Source organism: Acrocarpospora corrugata (genome assembly GCF_009687845.1).
GTDB lineage: Bacteria > Actinomycetota > Actinomycetes > Streptosporangiales > Streptosporangiaceae > Acrocarpospora > Acrocarpospora corrugata.
In genome coordinates, this window is sequence record NZ_BLAD01000068.1 from 1 (window position 1) to 24,920 (window position 24,920).

26 protein-coding genes are annotated in these 24,920 nt (G+C 69.8%); 18 read left to right on the forward strand and 8 right to left on the reverse strand.

Annotated elements, in window-relative coordinates:
- Positions 1–7: 7 nt before the first annotated feature.
- Positions 8–994: an NAD-dependent epimerase/dehydratase family protein gene (locus tag Acor_RS26785; RefSeq protein ID WP_155339526.1), complete on the reverse strand. Its 987-nt coding sequence runs from the start codon at positions 992–994 to the stop codon at positions 8–10.
- A gap of 229 nt (positions 995–1,223) precedes the next feature.
- On the opposite strand from Acor_RS26785, the gene Acor_RS26790 reads away from it, so the two are divergent.
- The 5 genes from Acor_RS26790 to Acor_RS26810 all read left to right on the forward strand — a co-directional run bounded on the left by Acor_RS26790 (position 1,224) and on the right by Acor_RS26810 (position 6,210).
- Positions 1,224–1,889 carry a glycosyltransferase family 2 protein gene (locus Acor_RS26790; protein WP_155339527.1) on the forward strand — a complete coding sequence of 222 codons (666 nt, stop codon included), beginning with the start codon at positions 1,224–1,226 and terminating at the stop codon, positions 1,887–1,889.
- Positions 1,886–2,596: a TIGR04282 family arsenosugar biosynthesis glycosyltransferase gene (locus Acor_RS26795; protein WP_155339528.1), complete on the forward strand. Its 711-nt coding sequence runs from the start codon at positions 1,886–1,888 to the stop codon at positions 2,594–2,596. Before Acor_RS26790 ends, Acor_RS26795 begins: the two co-directional genes overlap by 4 nt.
- A gap of 70 nt (positions 2,597–2,666) precedes the next feature.
- A complete protein-coding gene (locus tag Acor_RS26800) occupies positions 2,667–3,995 on the forward strand; it encodes a molybdopterin-dependent oxidoreductase (RefSeq protein WP_246239160.1) in 1,329 nt (442 codons plus the stop codon).
- A complete protein-coding gene (locus Acor_RS26805; RefSeq protein ID WP_218034497.1) occupies positions 3,992–4,408 on the forward strand; it encodes a hypothetical protein in 417 nt (138 codons plus the stop codon). The genes Acor_RS26800 and Acor_RS26805 overlap by 4 nt, the downstream gene beginning before the upstream one ends.
- On the forward strand, positions 4,405–6,210 hold the full coding sequence (locus Acor_RS26810) for a glycoside hydrolase family 15 protein (protein ID WP_155339531.1): 1,806 nt from the start codon (positions 4,405–4,407) through the stop codon (positions 6,208–6,210). The genes Acor_RS26805 and Acor_RS26810 overlap by 4 nt, the downstream gene beginning before the upstream one ends.
- Here the strand turns inward: Acor_RS26810 and Acor_RS26815 are convergent.
- Positions 6,203–7,495, reverse strand: coding sequence for an ArsB/NhaD family transporter (locus Acor_RS26815; protein WP_155339532.1), 1,293 nt, complete (start codon positions 7,493–7,495; stop codon positions 6,203–6,205). The genes Acor_RS26810 and Acor_RS26815 overlap by 8 nt on opposite strands.
- Positions 7,492–7,935: a CBS domain-containing protein gene (locus Acor_RS26820; protein WP_155339533.1), complete on the reverse strand. Its 444-nt coding sequence runs from the start codon at positions 7,933–7,935 to the stop codon at positions 7,492–7,494. Before Acor_RS26820 ends, Acor_RS26815 begins: the two co-directional genes overlap by 4 nt.
- A 1,113-nt stretch (positions 7,936–9,048) precedes the next feature.
- Here Acor_RS26820 and Acor_RS26825 point away from each other — a divergent pair.
- Genes Acor_RS26825 through Acor_RS26840 form a run of 4 tightly spaced genes read left to right on the forward strand, consistent with a single transcriptional unit; the run spans position 9,049 to position 14,178 of the window.
- A complete protein-coding gene (locus tag Acor_RS26825; RefSeq protein WP_155339534.1) occupies positions 9,049–10,608 on the forward strand; it encodes an ABC transporter substrate-binding protein in 1,560 nt (519 codons plus the stop codon).
- The gene (locus Acor_RS26830) at positions 10,605–11,603 is read left to right on the forward strand and encodes an ABC transporter permease (RefSeq protein WP_155339535.1); all 999 of its coding nucleotides are present in this window, start codon (positions 10,605–10,607) and stop codon (positions 11,601–11,603) included. Before Acor_RS26825 ends, Acor_RS26830 begins: the two co-directional genes overlap by 4 nt.
- Positions 11,600–13,417: a dipeptide/oligopeptide/nickel ABC transporter permease/ATP-binding protein gene (locus Acor_RS26835; RefSeq protein ID WP_170317095.1), complete on the forward strand. Its 1,818-nt coding sequence runs from the start codon at positions 11,600–11,602 to the stop codon at positions 13,415–13,417. Before Acor_RS26830 ends, Acor_RS26835 begins: the two co-directional genes overlap by 4 nt.
- A complete protein-coding gene (locus Acor_RS26840; protein ID WP_218034498.1) occupies positions 13,414–14,178 on the forward strand; it encodes an ATP-binding cassette domain-containing protein in 765 nt (254 codons plus the stop codon). Before Acor_RS26835 ends, Acor_RS26840 begins: the two co-directional genes overlap by 4 nt.
- On the opposite strand, the gene Acor_RS26845 is transcribed toward Acor_RS26840, so the two are convergent.
- Positions 14,156–15,304 carry an MFS transporter gene (locus Acor_RS26845; RefSeq protein WP_218034499.1) on the reverse strand — a complete coding sequence of 383 codons (1,149 nt, stop codon included), beginning with the start codon at positions 15,302–15,304 and terminating at the stop codon, positions 14,156–14,158. The two genes, Acor_RS26840 and Acor_RS26845, sit on opposite strands and share 23 nt — an antisense overlap.
- A gap of 314 nt (positions 15,305–15,618) precedes the next feature.
- Here Acor_RS26845 and Acor_RS26850 point away from each other — a divergent pair, with 314 nt between their 5' ends.
- Together Acor_RS26850 and Acor_RS26855 are read left to right on the forward strand one after the other, a co-directional pair.
- Positions 15,619–16,026, forward strand: coding sequence for a four-helix bundle copper-binding protein (locus Acor_RS26850; protein WP_155339538.1), 408 nt, complete (start codon positions 15,619–15,621; stop codon positions 16,024–16,026).
- 228 nt (positions 16,027–16,254) lie between these two features.
- Positions 16,255–16,584, forward strand: coding sequence for a hypothetical protein (locus Acor_RS26855; protein WP_155339539.1), 330 nt, complete (start codon positions 16,255–16,257; stop codon positions 16,582–16,584).
- A 30-nt stretch (positions 16,585–16,614) separates the two neighbouring features.
- On the opposite strand, the gene Acor_RS26860 is transcribed toward Acor_RS26855, so the two are convergent.
- Both Acor_RS26860 and Acor_RS45600 read right to left on the reverse strand, forming a co-directional pair.
- Positions 16,615–17,487: a PepSY-associated TM helix domain-containing protein gene (locus tag Acor_RS26860; RefSeq protein ID WP_281353267.1), complete on the reverse strand. Its 873-nt coding sequence runs from the start codon at positions 17,485–17,487 to the stop codon at positions 16,615–16,617.
- Complete coding sequence (locus tag Acor_RS45600; protein ID WP_155339541.1) at positions 17,418–18,047, reverse strand: PepSY domain-containing protein; 630 nt, start codon at positions 18,045–18,047, stop codon at positions 17,418–17,420. Before Acor_RS45600 ends, Acor_RS26860 begins: the two co-directional genes overlap by 70 nt.
- Positions 18,048–18,446: 399 nt before the next feature.
- On the opposite strand from Acor_RS45600, the gene Acor_RS26870 reads away from it, so the two are divergent.
- Both Acor_RS26870 and Acor_RS26875 read left to right on the forward strand, forming a co-directional pair.
- A complete protein-coding gene (locus Acor_RS26870; protein ID WP_155339542.1) occupies positions 18,447–18,998 on the forward strand; it encodes an MFS transporter in 552 nt (183 codons plus the stop codon).
- Between the two features lie 99 nt (positions 18,999–19,097).
- Positions 19,098–19,655: a copper resistance CopC family protein gene (locus tag Acor_RS26875; RefSeq protein ID WP_155339543.1), complete on the forward strand. Its 558-nt coding sequence runs from the start codon at positions 19,098–19,100 to the stop codon at positions 19,653–19,655.
- A 54-nt stretch (positions 19,656–19,709) separates the two neighbouring features.
- Here Acor_RS26875 and Acor_RS26880 read toward each other — a convergent pair whose 3' ends face one another.
- Both Acor_RS26880 and Acor_RS26885 read right to left on the reverse strand, forming a co-directional pair.
- The gene (locus Acor_RS26880) at positions 19,710–20,459 is read right to left on the reverse strand and encodes a YcnI family protein (protein ID WP_155339544.1); all 750 of its coding nucleotides are present in this window, start codon (positions 20,457–20,459) and stop codon (positions 19,710–19,712) included.
- A gap of 60 nt (positions 20,460–20,519) precedes the next feature.
- Entirely contained in the window at positions 20,520–21,071 is a 552-nt protein-coding gene (locus Acor_RS26885; RefSeq protein ID WP_155339602.1) for an MFS transporter, read from the reverse strand.
- A gap of 158 nt (positions 21,072–21,229) precedes the next feature.
- On the opposite strand from Acor_RS26885, the gene Acor_RS26890 reads away from it, so the two are divergent.
- From Acor_RS26890 to Acor_RS26910, 5 genes are all read left to right on the forward strand, one after another.
- On the forward strand, positions 21,230–21,781 hold the full coding sequence (locus tag Acor_RS26890; RefSeq protein WP_155339545.1) for a hypothetical protein: 552 nt from the start codon (positions 21,230–21,232) through the stop codon (positions 21,779–21,781).
- Between the two features lie 183 nt (positions 21,782–21,964).
- Positions 21,965–22,513 (forward strand): MFS transporter, encoded by a 549-nt coding sequence (locus tag Acor_RS26895; protein WP_155339546.1) that lies wholly within the window; start codon positions 21,965–21,967, stop codon positions 22,511–22,513.
- An 83-nt stretch (positions 22,514–22,596) separates the two neighbouring features.
- Positions 22,597–23,241 (forward strand): metal ABC transporter ATP-binding protein, encoded by a 645-nt coding sequence (locus tag Acor_RS26900; RefSeq protein WP_155339547.1) that lies wholly within the window; start codon positions 22,597–22,599, stop codon positions 23,239–23,241.
- Positions 23,238–24,068: a metal ABC transporter permease gene (locus Acor_RS26905; RefSeq protein ID WP_218034500.1), complete on the forward strand. Its 831-nt coding sequence runs from the start codon at positions 23,238–23,240 to the stop codon at positions 24,066–24,068. The genes Acor_RS26900 and Acor_RS26905 overlap by 4 nt, the downstream gene beginning before the upstream one ends.
- The gene (locus Acor_RS26910) at positions 24,068–24,838 is read left to right on the forward strand and encodes a metal ABC transporter solute-binding protein, Zn/Mn family (RefSeq protein WP_155339548.1); all 771 of its coding nucleotides are present in this window, start codon (positions 24,068–24,070) and stop codon (positions 24,836–24,838) included. The genes Acor_RS26905 and Acor_RS26910 overlap by 1 nt, the downstream gene beginning before the upstream one ends.
- Positions 24,839–24,920: the final 82 nt, after the last annotated feature.

The following is a 24,920-nucleotide window of genomic DNA, read 5'->3' on the forward strand; positions in this document are numbered from 1 at the left end:
CCGTCCGTCAGCCCAAAGGCGCGGTGGCGAACTCCTTCATGCCTTGGGCGAAGGGGATCTCCGCCACGAAACCGAGCTGCCTGCGGGCCAGCTCCGGTGAGGCGACGATGTGCCGCACGTCCCCCAGCCGGTACTCGCCGGTCGTGACCGGTTCGGGACCGCCATGAGCCGCCGCCAGTTCCGCCGCCATCTCGCCCACCGAGTGCGGCACGCCGCTGGCGATGTTGTACGCGGTCAGGCAGCCGGGTCTGCCGCCGCCGAGCGCGGCCAGGTTGGCCCTGGCGACGTCGCGGACCTCGACGAAATCGCGCATCTGGCCGCCGTCCTCGAACACCCGGGGCGGCCGGCCCGCCGCCAGCGCCGACCTGAAGATCGCCGCGACCCCCGAGTACGGCGTGTCCCGGGGCATCCGGGGGCCGTACACGTTGTGGTAGCGCAGCGCGACAGCCGAACCGCCGCTCTCCCGTGCCCAGTTGGCGGCCAGGTGCTCCTGGGCGAGCTTGGTGGTGGCGTAGGCGTTGCGCGGATCCAGAGGAGCGCCTTCGTCGATCGTGGCCCGCGCCAGTTCCGACCCGCACCGGGGGCAGCGCGGCTCGAAGCGTCCCCGCTCCAGGTCGGCCGTCAGGCGCGGGCCGGGCCGTACCCCGCCGTGTTCTGCGCAGTCGTAGGCGCCCTCGCCGTAGACGACCATGGAGGAGGCCAGCACCAGGCGTGCGACGCCGTGCTCGGCCATCGCGGCCAGCAGGACGGCCGTGCCGTACACGTTGACCGAGGCGTAGTCGGGCAGGTCGGCGACGTTCACGCCGAGACCCACCTTGGCCGCCTGGTGCACGACCGCGTCCGCGCCCGCCAGCACCCGGCCGAGCCCGTCCCGGTCCCGCACGTCGAGCCCGGTCCGGACATCCACCCCGGTCACCTCATGCCCGGCCTCGGCCAGGATCTCGGCCACATGACTTCCGATAAAGCCGGCCGCGCCGGTCAGCACCACTTTCACCCCGCGACGGTAAGCCATCCGGCCGCCGACCGGCCGCGATCTGGCCCGCTCATCCGCGATCCGTAATATCTCTTTCGCAAAACACCATCGAGCGATGCACTTTAGATGGCGGTACCCCCCGGCCGATCTTCAACCACGCTCCAACGTTAGGTCTGAACAGGGGCTATCCCGAGCGCACATCACCGTTTCGTAAGAGTTGACGAGGGCCCGTCGGCCTAGGGTCGGCCCCATGGAGATCGATGTGGTGCTGCCGTGCCTGGACGAGGAGGCCGCGCTGCCCTGGGTGCTCACCCGCATGCCGCCGGGCTACCGGCCCATCGTGGTGGACAACGGTTCGACCGACGACTCGGTCCGGATCGCCACCGGACTCGGCGCGCGGGTGGTCGTCGAACCACGGCGCGGGTTCGGCGCCGCCTGCCACGCGGGCCTGCTGGCCGCGACGTCGGAGGTGGTCTGCTTCATGGACGCCGACGCCTCCCTGGACCCGTCGCGGCTGCCCGAAGTGACAGGGCCGGTTCTGGCCGGCCGGAGCGACCTGGTGCTCGGCCGCCGGGTGCCGGAGGCGGGTGCGTGGCCCGCGCACGCCAGGATCGCCAACGCCGTGCTGGCGCGGCAGCTGCGGCGGCGGACCGGTGCCCGATTGCGGGATCTCGGCCCGATGCGCGCCGCCCGGCGTGCCGAACTGACGGGCCTCGGGCTGCGTGACCGCAGGTTCGGCTACCCCCTGGAGATGGTGCTGCGCGCCGCGGCGGCCGGGTGGCGGATCACCGAGGTGGACATCGACTACCTGCGCCGGGCGGGACGGTCCAAGGTGACCGGCACGGTGCGGGGCACCGTGCGGACGATCGGCGACATGCGGCGGATCATGGCCGAGACCGCGAGGGAGACGGCGTGACACAGATCCTGGTCATCGCCAAGGAGCCGGTGGCCGGCCGGGTCAAGACGCGGCTCACCCCGCCGTTCACCCCCGGCCAGGGCGCCCATCTGGCGGCGGCAGCCCTGGAGGACACGCTGCGCGCCGTCGCCGCCACCCGGGTGAAGCACCGGGTGCTAGCCCTGGACGGGCTGCCCGGCAGTTGGCTGCCGGACGGCTTCGCCGTGATCCCGCAACGCGGGGACGGCCTGGACGAGCGGCTGGCCGCGGCCTTCGCCGACGCCCACCGGCTGCACCCGGTGCCGACGGTGCTCATCGGCATGGACACCCCGCAGGTCACCCCGGACCTGCTCCACACTGCCGCGACCGCGCTGGCCGGGCACGACGCGGTGTTCGGCCCGGCCGCCGACGGCGGCTTCTGGCTGCTCGGCCTGCGCCGCCCTGACCCGGCTCTGCTGCTCGGCGTACCCATGTCACAGGCCGGGACCGGAGCCGCCCAGCTGAAGAGGCTGGCCGCGGCCGGGCTGAGCGTGGCGCTCCTGCCCAGCCTGACCGACGTCGACACGGCCGAGGACGCCTTCCAGGTCGCCGCGCAGGCGCCCGGATCCCGGTTCGCGGCGGCGCTGTCCGCCATGCGCGTGACCGTCGGCCGGGCCCGCGCTTCCCGGACGACCTTTGCCGGACGGACATCGTATTCAGCGGAAAGCGTGGCACGGTCCGGCATTTGAGATCGGTGTTCGCGGTAAGGACAACCAGCGGAACAGCGTCCGTATGGACACGCGATTCGGGGGTAAATCAGTGTCAAACGCGTCACGCGAGCGCCGGAAAGCACAGGGCGCACGCGTACGAGGATGGCTACGCGGGCAGGGGCAGCCGCCGGGCCCGTTCCGGCCCGAGTTCTGGCGCAGCCCGCTCCGCGGCCCGTGGCTGACCTCCGTGTTCGGGCTGGTGCTGCTGGTGGGCCTGCCGATCGTGGCCCTCACCGGGCTGGTGTCGTACGCCGCCTACAACCCCGGCTTGCCGGGCAACGACATGACCCCGGAGAAGGGACTGCTGGGCTTCTACCTGTTCGACTGGCCCACCAGCCCGGTCTGGCTCTACCGCCTCACCCAGGGAACGCATGTCATCCTCGGGCTGACGCTGGTGCCGATCCTGCTGGCCAAGCTGTGGTCGGTGATCCCCAAACTGTTCGCCTGGCCGCCGTCCCGATCCCCGGCCCAGCTGCTGGAGCGGGCCAGCCTGCTGCTCCTGGTCGGCGGCGCGGTGTTCGAGTTCGTCACCGGCATCCTCAACATCCAGCTCTTCTACGTCTTCCCCTTCTCCTTCTATCCGGCGCATCTGTACGGCGCCTGGATCTTCATGGCCGCGCTGGTGGTCCACGTCGCCCTCAAGCTTCCCCGGCTGGTCACCGCCCTGCGGTCGCGTGGCTTCCGCCGGGAGATGCGTACCAATCTGCGTGACACGCGCCCGGAGCCGCCCGATCCCGACGGCCTGGTCGCCGCCACACCCGCGCCGCCGTCGATGTCGCGACGCGGGCTGCTCGCCTTCGTCGGCGGCGGCTCGCTGACCATGTTCGGCCTGTCGGTCGGCCAGACCTTGGACGGCCCGCTCCGCTCCACGGCGCTGCTGGCCCCGCACGGCCGCGACTACGGCCCCGGCCCCAACGACTTCCAGGTGAACAAGACGGCCGCGAGCGTCGGCGTCACCGACGCCCAGACCGGCCCGGACTGGCGGCTGACGTTGCTGGGAGCCCAGCAGGTTCTGCTCACGCGCCAGGAACTGCTGGCCCTGCCGCTGCACACCTACCGGTTGCCGATCGCCTGCGTGGAGGGCTGGTCGACCGAACAGGAGTGGACCGGCGTACGGCTGGCCGATCTGGCCCGGTTGTGCGGAGTCGCGGAGCCCGGCGGCGTACACGCCCGCTCCCTGCAACAAGGCGGGGTGTTCAACCGGGTGTCGCTGAGCGCCGGGCAGGTGGCCGATCACCGTTCCCTGCTGGCCCTGCGGGTCAACGGGGCCGACCTGTCGCTGGACCACGGGTTCCCGGCCCGGATCATGGTGCCCAACGCCCCCGGCGTACACAACACCAAATGGGTCCGCGAGCTCGACTTCCGGACTCTGCCGTGAACCGCTACGGCGCGCCCGCCTGGCATCTGATCGCCCTGATCGCCTGCTACGCGGTGGCGCTCTACGTCTTCACCCGGGTCATCTCCGCCGGCATCGTGCTGGGATTCCTGCTGTGGTTCGTCGGAGCCGTGATCCTGCACGACTTCATCGTCCTGCCGCTCTACTCCCTGGCCGACACCGGGCTTCAGCGCGGACCGCGACGGCCGCCGGTGAACTACGTGCGGGTGCCGGCCGCGCTGTCCGGGCTGCTGCTGCTCATCTGGTTCCCGCTCATCCTGCGCTCCTCCGAGTACTACTACCGGGCGTCGACCGGGCTGAGCACCGAGCCCTACCTGCTCCGCTGGCTGCTGATCACGTGCGCCCTCTTCGCCGGATCGGCGATCGTGTACGCCATCCGCCGGTTGCGTCGATGAGTCGCCGCCCGATCGGCGACCACGCCCTGCTGTCGGACTGCCGCTCGGCCGCCCTGGTCACCTCGGAAGGTTCGATCGACTGGCTGTGCCTGCCTCGGTTCGACAGCCCGGCGATCTTCGCCCGCCTGCTCGACGAGAACGCGGGCCACTGGTCCATCGGCCCGGACGCCGCCGCCGAGGTCACCCGCCGCTACCTCGACCAGACCCTGGTGCTGGAGACCACCTTCCACACCCGGGACGGCACCCTGAGCCTGCTCGACGCGCTCGCCCTGGGCACGCGCGAACGAGTCCACAAGCTGGGCAGGTCATCCCCGGGGCTGCTGTTGCGGCAGGTGACCTGCGTCGCGGGCCGCGTACCCGTGACCATGATCTACTCGCCCCGGCCGGAGTATGGTCTGGTCCAGCCGCTCCTGCAGCCCGTACGCGGCGGGCTGATCGCACGCGGCGGCGCCACCGCGCTCACCCTGTCCTGCCCGGTCGACCTGCGGGTGGACGGCTCTACCGCGACCGCCGCCTTCACCCTGCGCGCAGGCCAGAGCATCGGCCTGGCGCTCCAGGCCGGATGGGCGTGGGCCCAGGAGCCGCCGCGCCGGAGCACCCGGCAGGTGCGGTGGCGGATCAGGGACACCCTCGCGGGCTGGCGCTCCTGGTCCCGCGCCCATACCTCCTACCAGGGCCCGTGGCGTGAACTCGTGGAGCACAGCGGCCGCGTGCTCCGAGCGATGACCTATGCCCCCACCGGGGCCATCGTGGCCGCGGCCACCACCTCGCTGCCCGAGACCGTCGGCGGCGAGCGCAACTGGGACTACCGCTACACCTGGATCCGGGACGCCAGCTTCACCCTGCAGGCCCTGTCCACCGCCGCCTGCGAGATGGAGGAAACCGCGTTCTTCACCTTCCTGGCCCGCGCGTCGGCCACCCGGCTCGACCGTGACGCCGACCTGCAGATCATGTACGGCATCGGCGGCGAACGAGACCTCAGCGAACGGCAGCTCACTCACCTGAGCGGCTGGCGGGGCAGCGCCCCGGTCCGGGCCGGCAACGACGCCTGGCGTCAGGATCAGCTCGACGTCTACGGCGAACTCCTGGACGCGGCCTACCAGACCTACCGTGACCTCGGCCCGTTCGACCCCCTCATCCGCACCATGCTGGTCACCGTCGCCGAGACCGCCGCCCGCCGCTGGCGGGAACCGGACCAGGGACTGTGGGAGGTACGCGGTTCCGGCCGCCACTTCACCCACTCCAAGCTGATGTGCTGGGTGGGCCTGGACCGGGCCATCTCCCTCGCTCCCCTGCTGGGGGCCGGGCACCGGGTCGCCGACTGGTCGCGCACCCGGGAGGAGATCCGCGCCGCGATCCTGAGCCAGGCCTGGAACGAACAGGCCGGCAGCTTCACCCAGACCTTCGGCGGCGCCGATCTCGACGCCGCCCTGCTGATGATCCCCCTCGTCGGATTCCTGAGCGCGGATGACCCCCGGGTGCGCTCCACCGTCCGCGCCGTGGCCGCCCGGCTGACCGACGCCCGCGGACTGGTGCACCGCTACCGCACCGCCGACGGGCTCCCCGGGCAGGAGGGCACGTTCCTGCTGTGCACCTTCTGGCTCGCGCACGCCCTGGCGTTGACCGGAGACGGCGCGGCGGCCCGCAACGCCTTCGAGACCGCCGCGGCCCACGCCAACGACGTCGGCCTGCTCGCGGAGGAGGTCGACTCGGCCACCGGCGAGCCCCTCGGCAACTTCCCGCAGGCCCTCAGCCACATCGGCCTGATCAACGCCGCCCGCGCCATCGGCGGCCTCAGCTGAGATAGCGCAGCCACAGATACGGCGTCACCAGAGCCACCGTGACGACGGTGACGATCAGCCCGTACTTGGTGAACTCCCAGAAGCTGATCGGATGCCGGTTCCTGGCGGCGATGCCCAATACGACCACATTGGCCGCCGCCCCGACAGCGGTCGCGTTGCCGCCCAGGTCGGCGCCGAACGCGAGCGCCCACCACAGCACCTGGCCCTGCTCACCGCCGCCGTTGGCATGTACCAGATCCGCCACGATCGGGCTCATGGTCGCCACGTACGGGATGTTGTCCACGATCGCCGACAACCCCGCCGACGCCCACAGCAGCACCATCGTGGTCAGCCCGAGCCGGCCCTCAGTGGCGTCGACGGCGAGCTGCGACACCTGCCCGATGACGCCGGTCTCCACCAGCGCGCCCACCATCACGAACAGGCCCATGAAGAAGACCAGCGTCTCCCACTCCACCTCTTCGATGGCCTGCGCGGTCGTCACCTTGGTGGCGGCCACCAGAATCCCCGCGCCCAGGATCGCCACCACCGACGGCTCGTAGTGCAGCACCGGATGGAGCACGAAGGCGGCCATCACCACCCCCAGCACGGCCAGGCTCTGCCACAGCAGCGTCCGGTCGGCGATCGCCTCCCGCTCGTCCAGCTGCATGATCTCCGCCGCACGAACCGGGTCGTACACGAACACCTTGCGGAACATCACCCGGCACAGGCCGACGAACACGATCATCAGCAGCACGACCATGGGCGCCATGTGCACCAGGAAGTCGTTGAACGACAGCCCGCCCCGGCTGGCGATGATGATGTTCGGCGGATCGCCCACCAGCGTGGCCGCACCGCCGATGTTGGAGGCCAGCGCCTCGGCGATCAGGTACGGCACCACCGGCAGCGCCAGCCGCGCGCACACCAGGAACGTCACCGGCGCCACCAGCAGCACCGTGGTCACGTTGTCGAGCATGGCCGAAGCCACCGCTGTGATCACCACGAGGAGCACCATCAGCCGATACGGTCGGCCGCGTGCCCGTTTTGCGGCCCAGATGGCCAGGTACTCGAAAACGCCGGTGCGTTTGAGGACGCCGACGATGACCATCATGCCGAGCAGCAGGAAGATGACGTTCCAGTCGACGCCGCTTTCTTTGGAGAAGAAGGCGGCCCCGGCGTCGGTGGCGTGGATCAGGAGCATGATCCCCGCGCCGCCGAGCGCGGCGGCCACGCGGTGGATGCGTTCGGTGGCGATCAGCGCGTACGCGCCGAAGAAGACCGCCACCGACAGCCAGGCGAGGACGCTCACGTGGAGGTCACCCGGTCCATCAGCACCCGCAGCGTGACCACGCCCACGAGCCGGCCGTCCTCCACCACCGCGACCAGCGGACTGCGGGTGCGCGCCATCAGGGCCGCGATCTCCAGCATCGTCGCACCCGGATCGGTGACCGGCAGCTCCCGCGGCTCGGGCGGTAACGCCTCCCGCACGGTCCGGTCCCCGACCTCCTCCAGAAAGCGGTCGGCATGCGCCTCGTCGACCACCCGGGCCAGCGCCGGGTCGTCCTGACAGTAGCCGGGGACCGCGAGCCGGAGCACCTGGGTGCCCGGCAGGATGCTTGAGGGCCTCCCGTCGGCGTCCAGGACGATCAGACCGGCCAGGTCCTGCTCGGCCATCAGCCGGGCGGCCTCGCGGACCGGGGTGTCGAGGGTGACGGTGGGGAAATCGGTGAGCAGGTCACGAGCACGCACGGCGGGATCTCCTACGGGGTCGGCGACAGAACCGCCGACCAGACTTCCCGGCTCACCTGAGACCGACCCTATCAACGCCTGAAACCAGAAACGAAGCCCGCCATCGGGAGCGCGTAGCCCACGTACCAGGCTCGCGCCGGTGCCTCCGGGTGGGACGAGAGCACCGCGTACTCTTCGTCCCGCGTCGCCAGGAAGTCGTTCAGGAGCTGCTTGCCGACGCGACTCCCCGGTACGGCTTGCGCAGGATGAGCTCGATCACGGCCACCTTCGACGCGTCCACGATTTCGGGCGGAGGGGGAGAGGTGGTCCCGCCCCACCAGTGCCGGGCGCGAAGTGCAGGCCGAAGCAGAAGCCCGCCAGCTCGCGGCTTTGGACATCGATGGCCGATAGCAGCTCGAACCCAGGCCGCCCGACCTGACTGCGGGTCCGTGCCAGGAATCGTTCGCGGTCGAACAGGGGGCCACTGCTGTACGGCGGTTCGGCGTAGATCTCGGTGTAGATGGAAGCGAGGACGCTGCGGGCCGACCGCCGGGGGCGAATTGGGCATCGACCCCTCCGGCCAGTTGCGGGAGACCACTGGCTCTGCTTTGCGATGAGCTGAGGCCGAGCGAAACATTTGGAAGACCGGGAACTTGGCGGCAGCGATCGACGACTACCGAAGAAGGGTGCTCGTGGCGACGGTCCCTCGCGTCGCCACTCACCCGCATCGCAGTTCACGAGAGGAGATTGCAATGACCCCTGGCTGTGGGAGCTGCAACTGCTACATCGAGGACCGGGTGATCTTCGGTCCGCCAGCGCGCGAATAGTCGTTCCTGCCTGACGGATGCCTTGAGGTGCCACAGGAAGATGGCCCGTTCAACACCAAGCCGAACCTGTGGCACCAGCGGGCGATAACGCCACCGCCCTGGTCGTGAACAGTCCGAACGTCTCTTGTAGACGCCGAGCGTCAGATCGGGCAGCCGGACGTGACTGTGCTCGCTCGGTGGGTGGCTGAAGGTGGATCTTCCGCAGGACCGAGAAGTCGCAGGAACCAGCTGTGATGTGTCACCGACTACTCATACGGGTGCGTTCACCGTCACCTGTATCCGTCGGCTGCCGCCCCCAGGAGATTCCGTGCCGCGACCACGTCCGTTCCTTGCCGCCCTCGCCGTGTCGATCCTGCTCACCAGTGCTTGTAGTAGTTCCGAACCCGCCAGCCCCGCCGCGTCCACGACGTTACGCATCGGGTTGAGCGCGGAGTCGGGTGCGCTGGATCCGCACGCGTTCACCGGAAACTTCCTGATGCTCGACGCCATCTACGAGCCGCTGGTCACCTATGCCGAGGACGGCAAGCTGGAGCCGGGCCTGGCGGAGTCGTGGACCGTCGCCGAGGACGGCAAGCAGGTGACCTTCGACCTGCGGGACGGCGTGCGCTTCACCGACGGTTCACCCGTGGACGCCGCCGCCGTCAAGTGGAACTTCGAGCGGTGGGTGAGCAACAAGCGCTTCTCGTTCTTCCGGGCGTCGCAGGTCATCTCCTCGGTGGAGGCTCCGGATCCGGACACCGTCCGGGTCACCTTGTCCGAGCCGTACGAGCCGCTGTTGCAGGAGATGTCGATCGTTCGGCCCGTCCGGCTGCTCAGCCCGAAGTCGGTCGCCGCCGACGACGCTTTCCAGAGCCCCGTGGGCACAGGGGCCTGGAAGCTCGCGTCCAACACCGCCACCGGCGCGGTACTGGAACGCAATGGCGACTACTGGGGCACCAAACCCGGTCTGGAACGGCTTGAGTTCAAGGTCATCCCTGATTCGCAGGCGCGTGTCGACGCGCTGGCCAACGGCGAGCTTGACCTGGTCGGTGGCGCGTATCTGGCCCCGATCACTCCCGTTGAGGCACAGTCCCTGAGCGGGCGCGACGACGTCAAACTGGTCACTGGCGCGCCAGATGTCTCGATCATGCTGGGGTTCAATCCCGACGGCCCGGCCGGTGACAAGGCGGTACGGGAGGCCGTCATCAAGGCGATCGACACCGCGTCCCTGGCCAAGGCGCTGTTCGCGGGCCATGCCGAAGCGGCGAAGCGGGTGTTCCCGCCGGACGTGCCCGACTCCGGCACCGATCTGCAGCTGGGCTTCGACCAAGCCGGTGCCGCCGGTGTGCTGGAGGCCGCCGGATACACGCTCGACGGGGAGACCCGGGTCAAGGACGGGAAGCCGCTGTCGCTGCGGCTGCTCATCCCCTCGACTCCGGCCGAGGGCCAGCTCGACCCCCGCACCATGGCCGCCGCCATCGCCGACGCCCTCAAGAAGGTGGGCATCACCGTCGAGATCACTCCGGTCGACGCCGCCGTGTACTACGACGAGCGCGCGGAAGGCACGTACGACATCACGTTCTTCGAGACGCTCGGCGCGCCCTACGACCCGTCCAGCTCGATCGTGTCGCTGTTCACCGACGAGGCGCGGGCGCCGCTCTGGGCGACACCGGCCATCGAGGACCTGGTCGACAAGGCGCTGTTCGCCCGCGACCCCGGTGCCCGGGGGCTGGCGTACCAGGCCCTCTACGACGCCGTGGCCGAGGACGCCGGGTTCGTGCCGCTCGTGTACCGGCCACGGCTGTGGGCCGTACGGGGCAACGTGAAGGGCTTCGCCGTCCCGACGACCGACGTGGATTTGGAACTGACCGGGGTCACCATCGAATGAGAGCTCCAGGGCGGCCGCGTTTCGCTGGACGCCGCGTCACGCGATGGGCCGTCGACACCGTCGGCGTGCTCCTGGCTCTCACGGCCGGCACCTTCGCGCTCGTTCTACTGGCCCGCGGCGATCCCGCCGCGATCCTGGCGGCGACCCGGGCCGGTCGCTCCGCCACGCCGGAACAGGTCGAGGCCGTCCGGGCCGAACTGGGCCTGGACGCGCCCGCCCTGGTGCGGTACGCGCGGTGGCTCGCCGACGCGGTCACCGGGGACTTCGGGCTGTCGTTGCGGACGAACACCCCCATCGGACCGGAGATCGCCGATCGGATGGGCGTGACGCTGGGATTGGTGGGCGGCTCCGCCGTGGTGGCGCTCGCGGTGGGGCTTGCCGTCGGCATCGCCGGAGCGGTGCTCGGGCCTGGCCTGCCGCGTGGAGCCCTGCGCGGCGGGGCCCTGCTGGTGACCTCGCTGCCGGTGTTCTGGCTGAGTTACCTGCTGGTGCTGGTGCTGGCTCTGCGCCTGGGCCTGGTGCCGACGTCGGGGATGGCGGGTCCGGCGACGTGGGTGATGCCGATGGCGGTGCTCGGGCTGCCGGCGGCCGGTGCCCTCAGCCGGGTGGTGGCCGTCACGCTTCGCGAGGCGCTCGACCGGCCGTACGTGCTGGCCGCGCAGGCCCGAGGGAGCGGATGGATCTCGATCGTGTTCCGTGACGGTCTGCCCAATGCCGCCGGGCCGATCCTGTCCCTGTCCGGAATCACGGTCGGCAGTCTGCTGGTGGGCACGGTCGTCGTGGAGCAGATCTTCGGCTGGCCCGGTCTGGGGGACTATTTCGTCCAGGCGGCCGCTGCCCGGGACGTCCCGGCGCTCCAGGCCAGCGCTCTCATTCTGGGCGGGGGGTTCATTCTGGCGAACCGCCTCGCCGACGTCCTGCAGGTCCTCATCGACCCCCGGTCCCGCCGAGACGGCGGCGTGCCCACGCCGTGGCTCCGGAAGGGGACGGCGTGACCCGGACCGTGCTGGTCGCCCTTCCGCTGGTCGTGTTCGCGATCGCGGGGTTGCTGGCGCCCGTCCTCGCGCCGGTCGATCCCACGGCCGTCGATCTGGCGGCCAGTCTGCTGCCGCCGTCGGCGGACCATCCGCTCGGCACCGATCAGCTCGGCCGGGATCAGCTCAGCCGGATCCTGTACGGCGCGCAAATCTCTCTCGCGGTCACGGCGGCGGTCCTGACGATCTCACTGACCGTCGGCGTCATCACCGGCACCATCGCCGGATATCTCGGCGGCCGGGCCGACCGGGTGATCTCCCGGGTGGTCGACATGGCGGTCTCACTGCCGGGGATGCTCGTGGCGCTGGCGGTCATCGGGGTGCGGGGTCCCGGTGTGGTGAACCTCATCATCGCGATGTCCCTGTGGGCGTGGGCGCCGTACGCCCGGATCGCGCGGGCCCGGGTGGCCGGTCTGCGGGGCAGTCCGCACCTCGACGCGCTGCGGCTGCTCGGCGCCTCGCCCGCGCGGGTCATCGGCAGGCATCTGCTGCCGCCCGCCCTCGCGCCGTGCCTGGTCTACGCCAGCACCGACGTCGGCTCCATCGTGCTCGGCGTGGCCACGCTGAGCTTTCTCGGCCTGGGCATCCCGCCGCCGTACGCCGAGTGGGGTCAGATGCTCATCGAGGGGCGGCCTTACCTGGCCTCCGCCTGGTGGCTGGCCTACCCGCCCGGTATCGCGATCACGGCCGTCGTGTTCGCGAGCAACCTGCTCGGGGAGCGTCTGGCGGGTGACGACGAGAGGCCCTCGATCCTGCGGTGGGTACGCCCCACGGCCCGGCGTCGGCTCGCCGACCACGTGCCCACCGCTGCCGAGGGTGACGTCGTTTTGAGCGTACAAGATCTGTCTGTCGGATATCCGCAGCGCGTCGTCGCCGAGGTCTCCTACGAGGTTCGGCGCGGACAGGTCCTGGCCATCGTCGGCGAGAGCGGCAGCGGCAAGACCACATCCGTGCTGGCGCCCTTCGGGCTGCTGGATCCCAGTGCCGTCGCCACCGGCTCGGCGACGCTGGGATCCGGCGAGCTCATGGGTCTCACCCCCCACGAGCGGCGCCTGGTCAACGGCCGTCGCGTCGGCGTGGTCTTCCAGGACAGCCTCGCCGTGCTCAACCCCTTGCGGACCATCGGCGCGCATGTCGATGAGGCCGTCCGTAACGCGGGCCGGGGCGGACGGCGGGCCGCCACCCGCCGCGTCACCGAAGAGCTGCTGCGCCTGGTCGGTCTGCCCGACCCCGCCGCGCTCGCCCGGCAGTTCCCCCACCAGCTCTCCGGTGGGATGCGCCAGCGCGTGCAGATCGCCATCGCGCTCGCCGGTGAGCCGGAGTTGCTCGTCGCCGACGAACCGACCTCCGCGCTCGACGTGACCGTGCAGGCGCAACTGCTCGACCTGCTGGGACGGCTGCGCGACGAGCTGTCCATGTCCATGATCGTGGTCAGCCACGACCTGGCGGTGGTCTCGCGGCTGGCCGACAGCGTGGCCGTCATGTACGCCGGGCGGATCGTCGAATCGGGCCCGCTCACCACCGTGATCAACGATCCGGGCCACCCCTACACCCGTGGCCTGCTCGACGCCGTGCCGCTCCCCGGTGCGGTGCCGGGCACCCGTTTCCGCACCATGCCGGGACGCCCCGGCGCCGGTCCCGACGACAGCAGCGGCTGCGCGTTCGCTCCACGGTGCCCGATCGCCGTCACGGCCTGCACGAACGACCGGCCGGTTCTGAAAGTCCTGACCTCCGCCGCCACACACCGGTCGGCCTGTTCGAGAGGAGGGGCGTGACCGTGCTGGAAGTCGAAAGGCTCAGCGCCGGATACCGGAATCGTGTGGACGTGGTGAAGGACGTCACCATCCGCGTCGACGCGGGCGAGATCGTCGGAGTCGTCGGCGAGTCGGGTTGCGGCAAGACGACGCTCGCGCGCGTCATCACCGGACTCAGTCGCCCCAGGGCGGGCGTGGTGCGCTTCGAAGGGGTGGACGTGCACGCCCTCCGGGGCCAGGCGTTGCGGGCGCATCGACGGCACATCCAGATGGTGTTCCAGGATCCGTATCTCACTCTCAGTCCCCGTCAGACGGTACGGCAGGCTCTCACCGAGCCGCTGCTCATCCACCGGATCGGCGACGCCCGCTCCCGGTCCGCGCGCGTAGATGAACTGCTGGACCTTGTCGGGCTCGATCCCGAGGTCGGCGAGCGACGGCCCCGGCAGCTGTCCGGGGGGCAGCAGCAGCGGGTGGCGATCGCCCGTGCGCTCGCCCTGGAGCCCCGCCTGCTCGTGTGCGACGAACCCGTCACCGCGCTCGACGTGTCGGTGCAGGCGAAAGTGCTCAACCTGCTGTGCGACCTACGCGACCGGCTCGGCCTGGCCTGCCTGTTCATCGCCCACGATCTCGCCGTGGTAAGGCAGCTCGCGGACCGGATCGCGGTCATGCACGATGGCCGTATCGTCGAGCAGGGCCCGACCCTGGAGGTGACCACGGACCCCCGTCACCCGTACACCCGGGCCCTTATCGCGGCGACCCCTACGATCCCGTTCGGCCGCTGACTCGCGCCACGGCGAGCACGAGCACCGGGATCAGGACGCACTGGGCGGCCACGACCAGCCAGAACCCCGGAAGGTACCCGCCGCGCTCGAACAACCCGTACACCATGCCGCCGACCACGCCGCTGAGGCAGGCGCCGACCCCGACGGCCAGCCGCTGCTGCCCGAAGACCACGGTCGTGGACCGCTTCGACCGCGCCAGCGCCTCAAGGTCGTTCTTGAGGAACAACACCGCGTTGCCGACACTGATCGCGGTGACCCCGGCCACGATCGTGAGCCCGTTCCCACCGGCGAAGGCGACCATCCCCGCCGCCAGGCAGCCGAACCCGATCGCCATCGCCACCGGGTAGCTCATGCGCTCGACCCACCGCGCCACCAGGGGCTGAATGAGTGCCAGGCCGAGGGAGTATCCCATCATGGCCACGCCGAAGGTCAGGACGGTCACCCGGTCCTGGGCGTAGCTGGACAGGTATTGGTAGAACTGCATGTGCATGTACAGGGACAGGGCGGTGACGACGAAAGGCAGCACCGCCAGGCCGTGCAGCATCCGCCGGAACGGCTCAACCGCCGGGGCGTCCTCGACGCGCGGCTTCCGCCGCAGGAAGACATGCCCGACCGCCAGGCTGACGTACACCGTGGTGACGACGGCGAACATCTCTTCTGGCCGCTGGATGAGCAGGGCCCCCACCACCGGCCCGAGAGCGATGCCGAGGTTGCCGGCGGCGTTGCCGGCCGACACCAGCCGGGACCGCTGCTCACTGCTCACCCCCTGAACGAGGTAGCTGCGGTACGCGGGCGAATACAGTGACCCGCCGCCGGAGATGAAAAGCAGGCCCGCGACGGTGAGCGCCGGGCTCACCGCTCCCGCGAGGAAGGCCACACCCCCGAGGCTGTACAGGACCAGAGCACTGAGCAGGGATCGTTTCAGCCCCACCCGCTCGGCCACCGCCGCGGTCGCCGGCGCGCTGGCGAACTGCACCAGGGTCACCAACCCGAGCACCAGGCCGACCTGCTCCATCGCCAGGCCCATACGCTCACGCAACAGCACGGCCATGTACGGATGAACCGAGAAAGAGCCGACGTTGACCAGCAATCCGCCTGCCAGCACCGCGAACTGAGCACCGGTCAAGGAGAGACCACGCAGGCGCACCGGCGAAGGTGCCGCCATCAGCCGGTCGACCGGCTGGCGTGGCGCTGATCGCGTGCCTCACACCATCCCACCAGCGACCTCCATGCCTACTCGCGTCTCCAGGCCCACAGAGATGGTCGTCCCGGGAGTTCGGGGAGTTCCCGACGTCCGTTATTCCCCGAAGCGGACTACACAACGGAACTTTGGGGCCAGCCGGCTCGGGTGCTCCAAATCGAAATATTCGTCCCATTTATTCCATTATGAGAAGTCTGGACTAGTGTGGAAGGGAAACGTCGTCTCGACGAGGAGGAATCATGCCTCGGACTCGTGAACTGTTCGACACGATGACCGTCAAAGGTGGACTGAGCAGCGACATCCTCGCCAATGCGGTGGACACCCTGCAGGAATGCGAGGAGGCGGTGACCGCCTGCGCGATGGGCATGTTGGGTGAGCAGGACGCGCTCACCATGGCGTCGGCGATCAGCCGGGACCTGGATTGCGCGGACATTGCGGGAACGACACGCCGGGTCCTGACCCGGGGAAGCGGTCCTGACAGCAGCCTGATCAGCGCACAGGTCGAAGCCTGCCTACTGGCATGCGAGCGTAGTCACGCGTTGTGTAACCAGCACGCCGCTCAACACGCCCACTGCCAGATGTGCGCGGAGGTCACGCGCCGCTCCGCCGACATGTGCCGGGGGATTCTCGCAGCACTTCACAGGTAGATACGCGCCTGGCACAGGTCCGTACGATCCTGCGACGGCCGCGCCGACGGCTTGGGCGGGACTCACGGGAGAGGACATGGCCTCTGTCTTCTACGCCGAAACAATTGTCGGCAATGGGCCTGCTGTCCGTGCGAGCCAAGCCGCGCCGGCGGCATCGGCGCGGCGTCCGGCCTCGCCCTGCACCGGTTTCTGGAGGGGGCGACCCTGGCCCTGACTCCTTCGATCATCGTGGTCTCGGCCCTGTTCGTCCACGCGGGCAGCGAAGGGCTGGCGCTGGCCGCGCTGCTGGGAGCACGACCACGTCGGTATGTGGCCCCATGGATCGGGCTGGCCTGCCTGAGTCCGGTCGCGGGTGCTCTGATCACGAGCGCCCTGCCTGTCCCGGCCGGACTCATGCCACTACTGCTGGCCTTCGTCGCAGGTGTTCTCGCCCAGGGCGCTTGGGTCGCCGTGAAGGTCGCCTACCGGCGTTCGCCCCACGACAGGCGCCTGGATCGCCTGTCGCCATGGCTTTCGCCGCCGCTCTCACCACGATTGTCGTTCTCCTCGGCTCCATGACTCGCTGAATCCGACCAGCGCCTTGCGGCGTCACGCCCCGATGTTCTCCTTGTGGTCCGCCGGGGTTTCCGACTCTTTGTCGTTCGCCGGGGTCTCCGGGAGGGACGCCGAGAGTCTGGCCGTCCGCCCTCCGGCCCGCCTGAGCCCGAGCAGGGTGTCGACGACCAGGAAGACCGCCAGGCTGACGCCGAACAACGGCACGAAGTAGCCGACGGCGAGAGCCGACACGATGACGAGCACCAGCACCCAGGGAGATAGGGCGCGAAGACCGCCGCGCGGAGCGGGGCGGCCGAAACGCGCGCCCGCGCCGGTGCGCCTGGTCGGCCTGCGCTGCCACCACATGAGGTAGCCGCGGAAGATGACGTAGCTGATCCAGACGGCCAGCGCCACCAGGACGAGCTGGTTGACCAGCCCGAACAGGATCCCCATGTGCGCGTCGATCGTCCAGTTCGCCATCTTCGCCATGAACGGCCAGTCAGCGAAGTCGAGCCGGTCGACGACCGAGCCCGTGGCTCCGTCGCCGGTGATCGCGTCGGACCGTGTCGGCCAGTCCCGCTTGCTCTCCGCCACGGTCCACGCCTTGCCGGCCTCATCCGGCGGGGTGATGAAGAGGGGGACCTGCAACCCTTGGGCGCGGGCGGCGTCCATCACGCCGTCGATCCCCACCCCGGTGCTCATCACGTCGGCCGAGGTAGTCGAGTCCGGCGAACCGTGCTGGTGCCCGGAGCCTCCGGCCGCGGTCGTCGCGGTCAGGTTGGTCTCCAGCGGCCTGCTGGTCCACTCCAGGACCGAACGGATGTCGGCGATCTTGGCCCCCGCGTGGTTGGACCAGGTCAGACCCGTGGCGGACAGCAGGAGCAGGCCGAGCGCGATCCAGATACCGGTCGAGGCGTGCCACGACAGGTTACGGGTGCGCCCCGCTTCGAGGTGTCCGGCAAGAACACGCGACGGAGCCGGCGATCGGCCCGGCGCCGCCCGAGCCACAGGGAGATCCCACCGAGGACGACGATCCACATCCAGCTCGCGGCCAGTTCGCTGTAGTTGCGATCGAACGCGCCCAGGTGCAGGTTACGGTGCAGATCATCGATCCAGGCGCGCACCCCGAGCCACTGCCCGAACGTCTGGACCTGGCCGCGGATCTCAGCGGTATAGGGATCGGCGAAGACCGCCATGGCGTAGTCGGCGGGCACGGTGCTGTCGCTGAACACCACGCGCGTGGTGCTGGTCTCGTCGATGGCGGGCATCACCGAGGTGACGTCTCCGGCGGGATGCGCCGCGCGGGCCGCCGAGACCTGCGCGGGATCGGTTGCGGGAGGCGGAGGGTCGCCGCCTGCGGGTTGTTCATCGACGCAGGACACGTGCGTGCGGCGCCGGATCGGCGCAATGGAAACCGGCTGGCCGGAACCGCTGCCCGCCCGCCCCGCGGCTGAGCTCCAGCCGAAGCCGCCCGGTATCGGTACCACATGCGTTGTCCTCACATCGTTGTTCGGTTCAGTAGTCGTTCGGCATTACTGTCTGGTTCCCGGGAGGACGCCGGTGTCCGCGCACGTGACCGGGCGCGGCGGGACGATGGCCCAACCAGCGCAACCTGGTCGCCACCGCCCAGCGCGTAAGCGGTGAAATGACCTGAGACCGGCCGAAACTTGATCGTTTAACCGCGATCCAGGAACAGGCTGTGACGGATCCGGCAGCGTCTAGTGCCGGAAGCAACGTGCCAGGACTCAGGCCGCCCAAGCTGGAAGGTCATGCTTGCGGTGAACTGACCTGCCTGGCGGCACGTACCTGCGGGCGTATTGAGACGATCGGCACGCTTTGCCGGAGCGGTCTTCTCCGCCGGCCCTTCCGCTGAAAGGATGTTGACCGTGTCCCCCCGGGAACCGAGCCTGCGCCTGACGCGAGCCGCTGTGTTCGCCACGGTGTGTGTCATCGCCTCCGCGGCTGGACACGCATTCGCGGGTGGCGGATCGGTCCCGGTCACCGTGATGGCCCTGGGGGCCTTCGGCGTGCTAGGCATGGCTTACGCCCTCAACGGTCGCGAGCGCGGCGCTGAAGTCGTGCCGGCGGTGACGATCACAGCGCAGGTCATCCTGCACCAGCTGTTCGCGTGGGCCGCTCCCGGCATGCTGCCGCACACCGAGCACGAGCATCCGTTCGGCATGCTGCTGGTCCATCTCGCGCTGGCGGTGCTGACCGGATGGTGGCTGCAGCGGGGTGAGCGGGCGGTGTGGCTGATGTTGCGCCTGTGGGCGACTGGCACCCTATTCGCGCTGAGCTGGCTTTTCGGCATGTTCCGTCAGCAGTTTCCACCCGTACGGCAAGCAGCCCCGGCGGACGAGCCCGAGCCCCACCTCGGCTGGGAGATCGCGACCGCGGTCTGGCGGCATGGGCCTCCGCTGACCGTGCGCGCCGGCTGAGGAATTCGCACAGTCGGCCTCCGGTGACCAGGCGCCCGCGATTGCGGTGACGCTGTTCCCGTTACGCCCGGCACGCCCGGGATATGCCATGGAGTTGGTATGGCACCCATATCGCGATTTATCCGTACGACAGTATCCGCGGCGGTCGCCTGCGGCTTCCTGCTGGTGTTCGCCGCGCCTGCCGCGTTCGCGCACGACAGCCTGAAGCGAAGCTCGCCGAACAAGAACGCGAAAGTCCCCGGCGTCGAAACGATCGAACTGGAATACAGCGCGCATGTGCGCTTTCCCGCCGTTGTCCTGCTCGACCCGGCGGGCAAGAACGTCGCTCTGGGCAAGCCCCGGTCTGTCGACTCCACCGTCTTCACCGACGTCGCCGCCCCACTGGCTCCCGGTGGGTACACGATCGCGTGGCGAGTGGTCTCCTCCGACGGTCATCCCATTGAGGGCGAGATCCCTTTCACCGTCACCGGATCGGGGGCATCCACAAGTAGTCCCGCGGCGGCGGCGCGGACTCCGTCCGCCACTACGGTCGCGACGGATGAACCCGAGTCGCGAATTTCGGGCTGGCTGTGGGTGTCGTTGGCGGTCCTGGTGGTGATCGGCATCGCGGTCTGGATGCGCACCTTCCAGAAGACCCGACCCCACAGCACGGAATAGCCCCGACCCATGTCGTGGCCCTCCTCCGTGCGGAGGAGGGCCACGGACGAGCGGCTACTGGCTGCGAGAGCGGCGGAATCCGGCGATGCCGACACCGGCGCCGACGAGACCGATGACGATGCCCACCCAGCCGAGAGTCCGCGCGGTGCCGTCAGCGGAGGAGGCCGCCGCCACCGGGACAGGTGTCACCGTGACTGTGGCGGAAGGCTGAGCCGACGCTGACGGTGACATCGTTTCTGTGCCGTGCCCGTGGCCCTCGCCCGTGGGGGCGACGAGCTTCAGGGTGGGGGCCGGGTGCTCGCCTTCGGAGCCGTCCGCCTTGGGCGGGTCCGCCCACTTGACGACCTCGCCGCCGGAGTAGGTCTGCTCGGTGGGGAAGGCGAGTTCGTCGACATCGGTCGGCAGCGGACCGACCGAGACTTCGAACTCCTGGAACTGGCCGGGCTCGATCTTGCCCCCCGTCCAGGTGATCTTCAGGACTGCTTCGGTGACCTCGTCGCCGTCGTCGGACACGACGGGCTTGGGGAGCTTGCCTTCGGTCAGCTTGGCGTCCCAGCCTGGGATCGGCTTGACCGAGACGAAGGGCAGCGGATGGTCGGTGGGGAAAGTGACTTCGAGCTTGGTGGTCGAAGCGTCGTCCCGCTCGTTCGGGACCCGGAAAGCGATCTTCGTGAATCCGCCCTGCTCGGCGGTGCCCGGCTGGATCGTGACGTGAGCCAGAGCCGGTACGGCCAAGGCCACGACTAGTGCGAGGGCGGCGGCGGCGATCGTACCTGTTCGACGGCCGACGGTTGAAACGGACATGGAATCTCCACTATGTACGGGAATGCCGGAAGGACGCGAGCAAAGGCTCACGCGAAGAACTCAGCAACCGGCAGGAAGCGGAGGACCACGCCGAAGCACGGCGTATCTGAGTACGCGTTCGAGCAAGGCGAAGCCGGACACATCCGCGACCTTGAAACGCGCCACCACGTCGATCTGTGCGGGGCCTGACAGCAGCACAGGGAGAAGGCGGGAGATATCGCCAACGAGGCGACACAACACCGACCACAAGGCGGCTTCTCCTCGCGCGACCCACCACCCGGCGATCAACGCCGCCACCAGGTGGCAGAGGAGCATCCCGACATCGACGCTCAGGTCGTGGCCGTGGAGGGGGTGGGCGGGTTGGGAGGTCAACGTGAACAGTTCGTGGAGGAAGAGTTGCCCGGCTCCCAGCAAGCCCGTGATCACCGCAGGAGATCGTTCCCTGCCCGCCGCGAGAATCGTCACGCCCAGAACGCCACCGGCGCCCAGCAGAGCCGTACCCGCACCTGGGGAGAGCCCGCCCGCGAACCAGTGCCCCAGAGCCGCCAGCGCAACGCAGACGGCGGTGAAGGCCGCCGACCGCACGACGCGTAAGGGGATATAGGCCCGCATGACGCCCACATGCTCCCACAAGCAGCGACGCCTGTCCCGCGCTTCTCGCGCGCGTATGATCCCCGACACTGGCGACAACGCGGATCACTGACTTCCCGTTCGCGCGCGTTGACTGACCGGTCTTCTCAGCCGGGCGTTTCGCTGAAAGGATGTCGGTCGTGACCCCCCGGGAGCCGAGCTTTCGCTTGGTGCGAGCCGCCGTCTTCGCCACGGCGTGCGTCAGCGTCTCGGTCGGCGGTCACACGTTCGCAGGTGGCGGATCGGTTCCACTGGCGGTAATCGGCCTGGGCGCAATAGGCGCTCTGGTGATGGCGTATGCGCTCAACGGTCGCGAGCGCGGAGCCGAGGTCGTTCTGACGGCCACGATCGGGGCGCAGATCGTTCTCCACCAGCTGTTCAGCTGGTCCGCGCCCAAAATGATCACGTACGCGGAGCACGATCACCCGTTTGGCATGCTGCTGGTTCATCTCGCGGTGGCGGCGCTGACCGGATGGTGGCTGTATCGGGGTGAGCGCGCGGTTTGGCTGATGTTGCGCCTGTGGGCGCGGGCATCCCTTTCGGCGCTGCGCTGGGTTTTCCTCGTGTTCTGCCAGCCACCCCCGCCCGTGCGACGACCTGTGCAGACAGCCGAGCCCGAGACTTTCGCCGGCCGTGAGATCGCGACGGTGGTCAGTCGGCGCGGCCCTCCCCTGGCGGTTCTCGCCGGCTGAGAGGTATCTTCCCGGTCGGCCCTCCGGTGACCAGGCGCTCCCGCTGCGGTGGCGCTGTTCCCGTTGTGCCCGGTACGCCCGGGAATCTGCCATGGAGTTGGTAATGGCACCCATATCGCGCTTTATCCCGCCAGCATTCGTGCCTGACCGCACGGAACGAGCCGCTGACTTATGACCGCTGGAGTGACGCTCCGTCTTGCCCGCGCCGCGGCCTTCGCCGTGGTGTGCGCCGGGCTGGGCATCCTCGCCCACCGGCTCGGCGGCGGCGTCGTTTCCGAACGGGCGGCGGCCTGCGGACTGGCGGTCGCGTTCCTCGCCGCGTTACCGGCCACGGCCCGTGAGCGCGGAACGGGCGCGATCACGCTTCTGCTCGCGGGAGTCCAGGTAGTCCTCCATCTGCTTTTCTGGTTCGCGTCGACGCTCGCGCCCCTGGCGGTGACGGGCGAGCACGTGCATTCCGGCCTGGTCCCCGGTCTCGGGATGCTGGTGACGCACGTCTGGGCCGTCGTGCTGACGGCGCTGTGGCTCGCGCGCGGTGAAGCCGCCCTGTGGGCCGTGCTGCGCCGCCTCATCGTCAGGGTGCTCCGGCTGATGATCTGCCGCACACCGGTGGCGACCCCGCCTGCGACGCTCCGCGGCGACTCCCCTGGGCCGGAAGTGCTCCGCTCCGCCCTGTTGCGGCACGTGACCAGCGGCCGGGCCCCTCCGGCGATCCCCCTTCCCACCGGCTGACCTTCAGGCAGAACCGGTTCTTCACCGGGCGGATACCTCCGTCCGGCTCTCGTCGTACGCCTTCCTCGACCCGGAGTACGCCCATGCCCCCTCCCCTCCCCAGCGCGTTGCGCCTGTCCGAGGTGATCTGCAGGTACGGAAAGCAGCTCGTGGTGGACCACGTCGCCCTCGATCTCGCCCCCGGCGAGCACCTGGCCATCACCGGCACCAACGGCTCGGGTAAGAGCACGCTGCTGCGCGCCGTCCTGGGGCTTCACCGTGCGGCGGGTGGAGTGATCGAGGTCGCCGGTCGGCGCGCGCGCAGTTCCGCCGAGTGGGCGCGGCGCCGCTCCGAGGTGGCCTGGGTGCCGCAGCGGCAGGCGGCGGGGCGCTTCCCGCTGCTGGTCCGCGAACTGCTGGCCAGCAGTCGCCACACCGGGGAGGCCACCAGGGCCGCCCAGGAGCTGGGCGTCGGCGAACTGCTTGAGCGCCCGTTGTCGGAGTTGTCCGGCGGTCAGCTCCAGCGGGCCTATCTGGCCAGGGCGCTCGGCCAGGTGGCGGCCGGAGCCGGGCTGCTATTGGCCGACGAGCCGACGGCGGCGCTCGACTTCGACGGGCAGGAACAGGTCGCGGCGGTGCTGGCGGGCCTGCCCGTGGGCGTCGTCGTGGTCACGCACGACCGGGTCGTGGCCGGGGCCTGTGACCGGGTGGCCGAGATGGCCGCCGGCCGGTTGCGGGAGGCCGGGTGAACGACATCGCCGTGCTCATGGAGCTTCCCTCGGTACGGCTGGCGGTGCTGGCCCTGCTGCTCGGGTCGGTGGGCTTGCCGATCGTCGGGGTGTTCATCGTGGGGCTCGACATCATGCCGGTCCGCTTCGCGATGATGCATGTCGCCCTGCTCGGCATCGCGATCGGCTTGCTGATCGGTCTGGATCCGCTGCTGTGCGCGCTGGTGTTGTGCGCGCTGACCGGCGGCGCGCTGACCCCGATGGCTCGGAGCACGACCGGCCTGTCGGGTGCGATGGGTCTGCTGATGACGCTGGCCATCGCCGCCGCGCTGCTGCTGCTGTCGATTTCCGGGGTTAACGCCAACGGCGCCTTCGAGCTGCTGTGGGGATCGATTCTGGCCACCCGGCCGGAAGAAGTGATCGCGCTGGCGGCGCTCGCCGTGATCGTCCCCCTGCTCTTCTGGTCGCGCCGCCGCGACTTGGCTCTCCTGCTGCACGATCGGGAGCTGGCCCTGTGCTCCGGAGTGGCCGTGGAGCGGCTCACGCTGATCCTGCTCGTGGTGATCGCCGTGGCGATCGCCTCGGCGATCAGGCTCACGGGGGCGCTGCTCGTTGACGCGCTCACCCTGCTGCCCGCACTGGCCGCCCGCCGGGTCGGCCGTTCGCTCGCCGCGATGATCCGCTGGTCGGTGATCTTCGGCCTTGCCTTCAACGTGGGCGGATTCTTCCTCGCCCTCGCCTTCGACTTCCCGCCCGGCCCGACGCTCGTCCTGGTCGGCGGCGTCTGCACGCTTCTCCTCCATGCCATCCCATCCACCGCATTCCACCCAGGAAGGGTTCTCCACTGATGCGCACCCTGAGCCGAATCGGCCTCACGGCCCTCGCCGCCGTCCTCACACTCACCTCCTGCGGGGGGACCGACGAAGCGGCGACGCCGGAATCCGGGGCCCTGAAGGTCGTGGCCGCCTCCAGCTGGGAGGCCGGATTCGCCAAAGCCGCGGGCGCCACCGACATCACGGTGATCGTGCCGCCCGGTGTGCAGCACGCGCCCGACTACGACCCCAAACCGTCCGACCTGGCCAAGGTCGCCGAGGCCGACGTCCTGCTCTACGCCGCCTTCGAAGGGTTCGCGGGCAAGCTCAAGGAGGCCGCGGGTTCGGACGCCAAGCTCATCGAGGTGGCGCTGGACAACGCCCCGGACAAGGTGAAGGCCGAGGTGGAGCGCCTGGCCGCCGAGTTCGGCACCGCGGATGCCGCCAAAGCGTGGACGGCGACCTTCGACACCGAATATGCCGCGCTCAAGCAGAAGGTCACCGAAGCCACCAAGGGCACCGCGCCGGTGATCGTCTCCCAGGCGTTCGTCGCCTGGGCCGCCGACCTGACCGGCGCTCAACCCGCGGGCGTGTACGGCCCGCAGCCGCCCACCGCCGGGGAGATCTCCACCCTGGCCGCCAAGAAACCCCACCTCATTCTGGACAACTCCGCCATGCCCGGCGGGGACGCCCTGACCAACGTGGACGCCGAGCGCGTGGTGATCAACAACTTCCCCGACCCGAGCTTCGACCTGATCACCATGTACCGGGCCAACGCCGACGCCATCGTCACCGCACTCGGCTGACCGTCCCCGGGGCGGTCTTCGGACCGCCCCTCCCCTTGGGAGATCAAACGTGGACATCCCCATTCTCATGGAGAACGGCGAG

Bases quoted from the DNA above. Each gene is read 5' to 3' on its own strand.
- Acor_RS26790 (WP_155339527.1), top strand. From the start codon at position 1,224: ATGGAGATCGATGTGGTGCTGCCGTGCCTGGACGAGGAGGCCGCGCTG.
- Acor_RS26810 (WP_155339531.1), top strand. From the start codon at position 4,405: ATGAGTCGCCGCCCGATCGGCGACCACGCCCTGCTGTCGGACTGCCGC.
- Acor_RS26830 (WP_155339535.1), top strand. From the start codon at position 10,605: ATGAGAGCTCCAGGGCGGCCGCGTTTCGCTGGACGCCGCGTCACGCGA.
- Acor_RS26850 (WP_155339538.1), top strand. From the start codon at position 15,619: ATGCCTCGGACTCGTGAACTGTTCGACACGATGACCGTCAAAGGTGGA.
- Acor_RS26875 (WP_155339543.1), top strand. From the start codon at position 19,098: ATGGCACCCATATCGCGATTTATCCGTACGACAGTATCCGCGGCGGTC.
- Acor_RS26880 (WP_155339544.1), bottom strand. From the start codon at position 20,459: ATGTCCGTTTCAACCGTCGGCCGTCGAACAGGTACGATCGCCGCCGCC.
- Acor_RS26885 (WP_155339602.1), bottom strand. From the start codon at position 21,071: ATGCGGGCCTATATCCCCTTACGCGTCGTGCGGTCGGCGGCCTTCACC.
- Acor_RS26900 (WP_155339547.1), top strand. From the start codon at position 22,597: ATGCCCCCTCCCCTCCCCAGCGCGTTGCGCCTGTCCGAGGTGATCTGC.
- Acor_RS26910 (WP_155339548.1), top strand. From the start codon at position 24,068: ATGCGCACCCTGAGCCGAATCGGCCTCACGGCCCTCGCCGCCGTCCTC.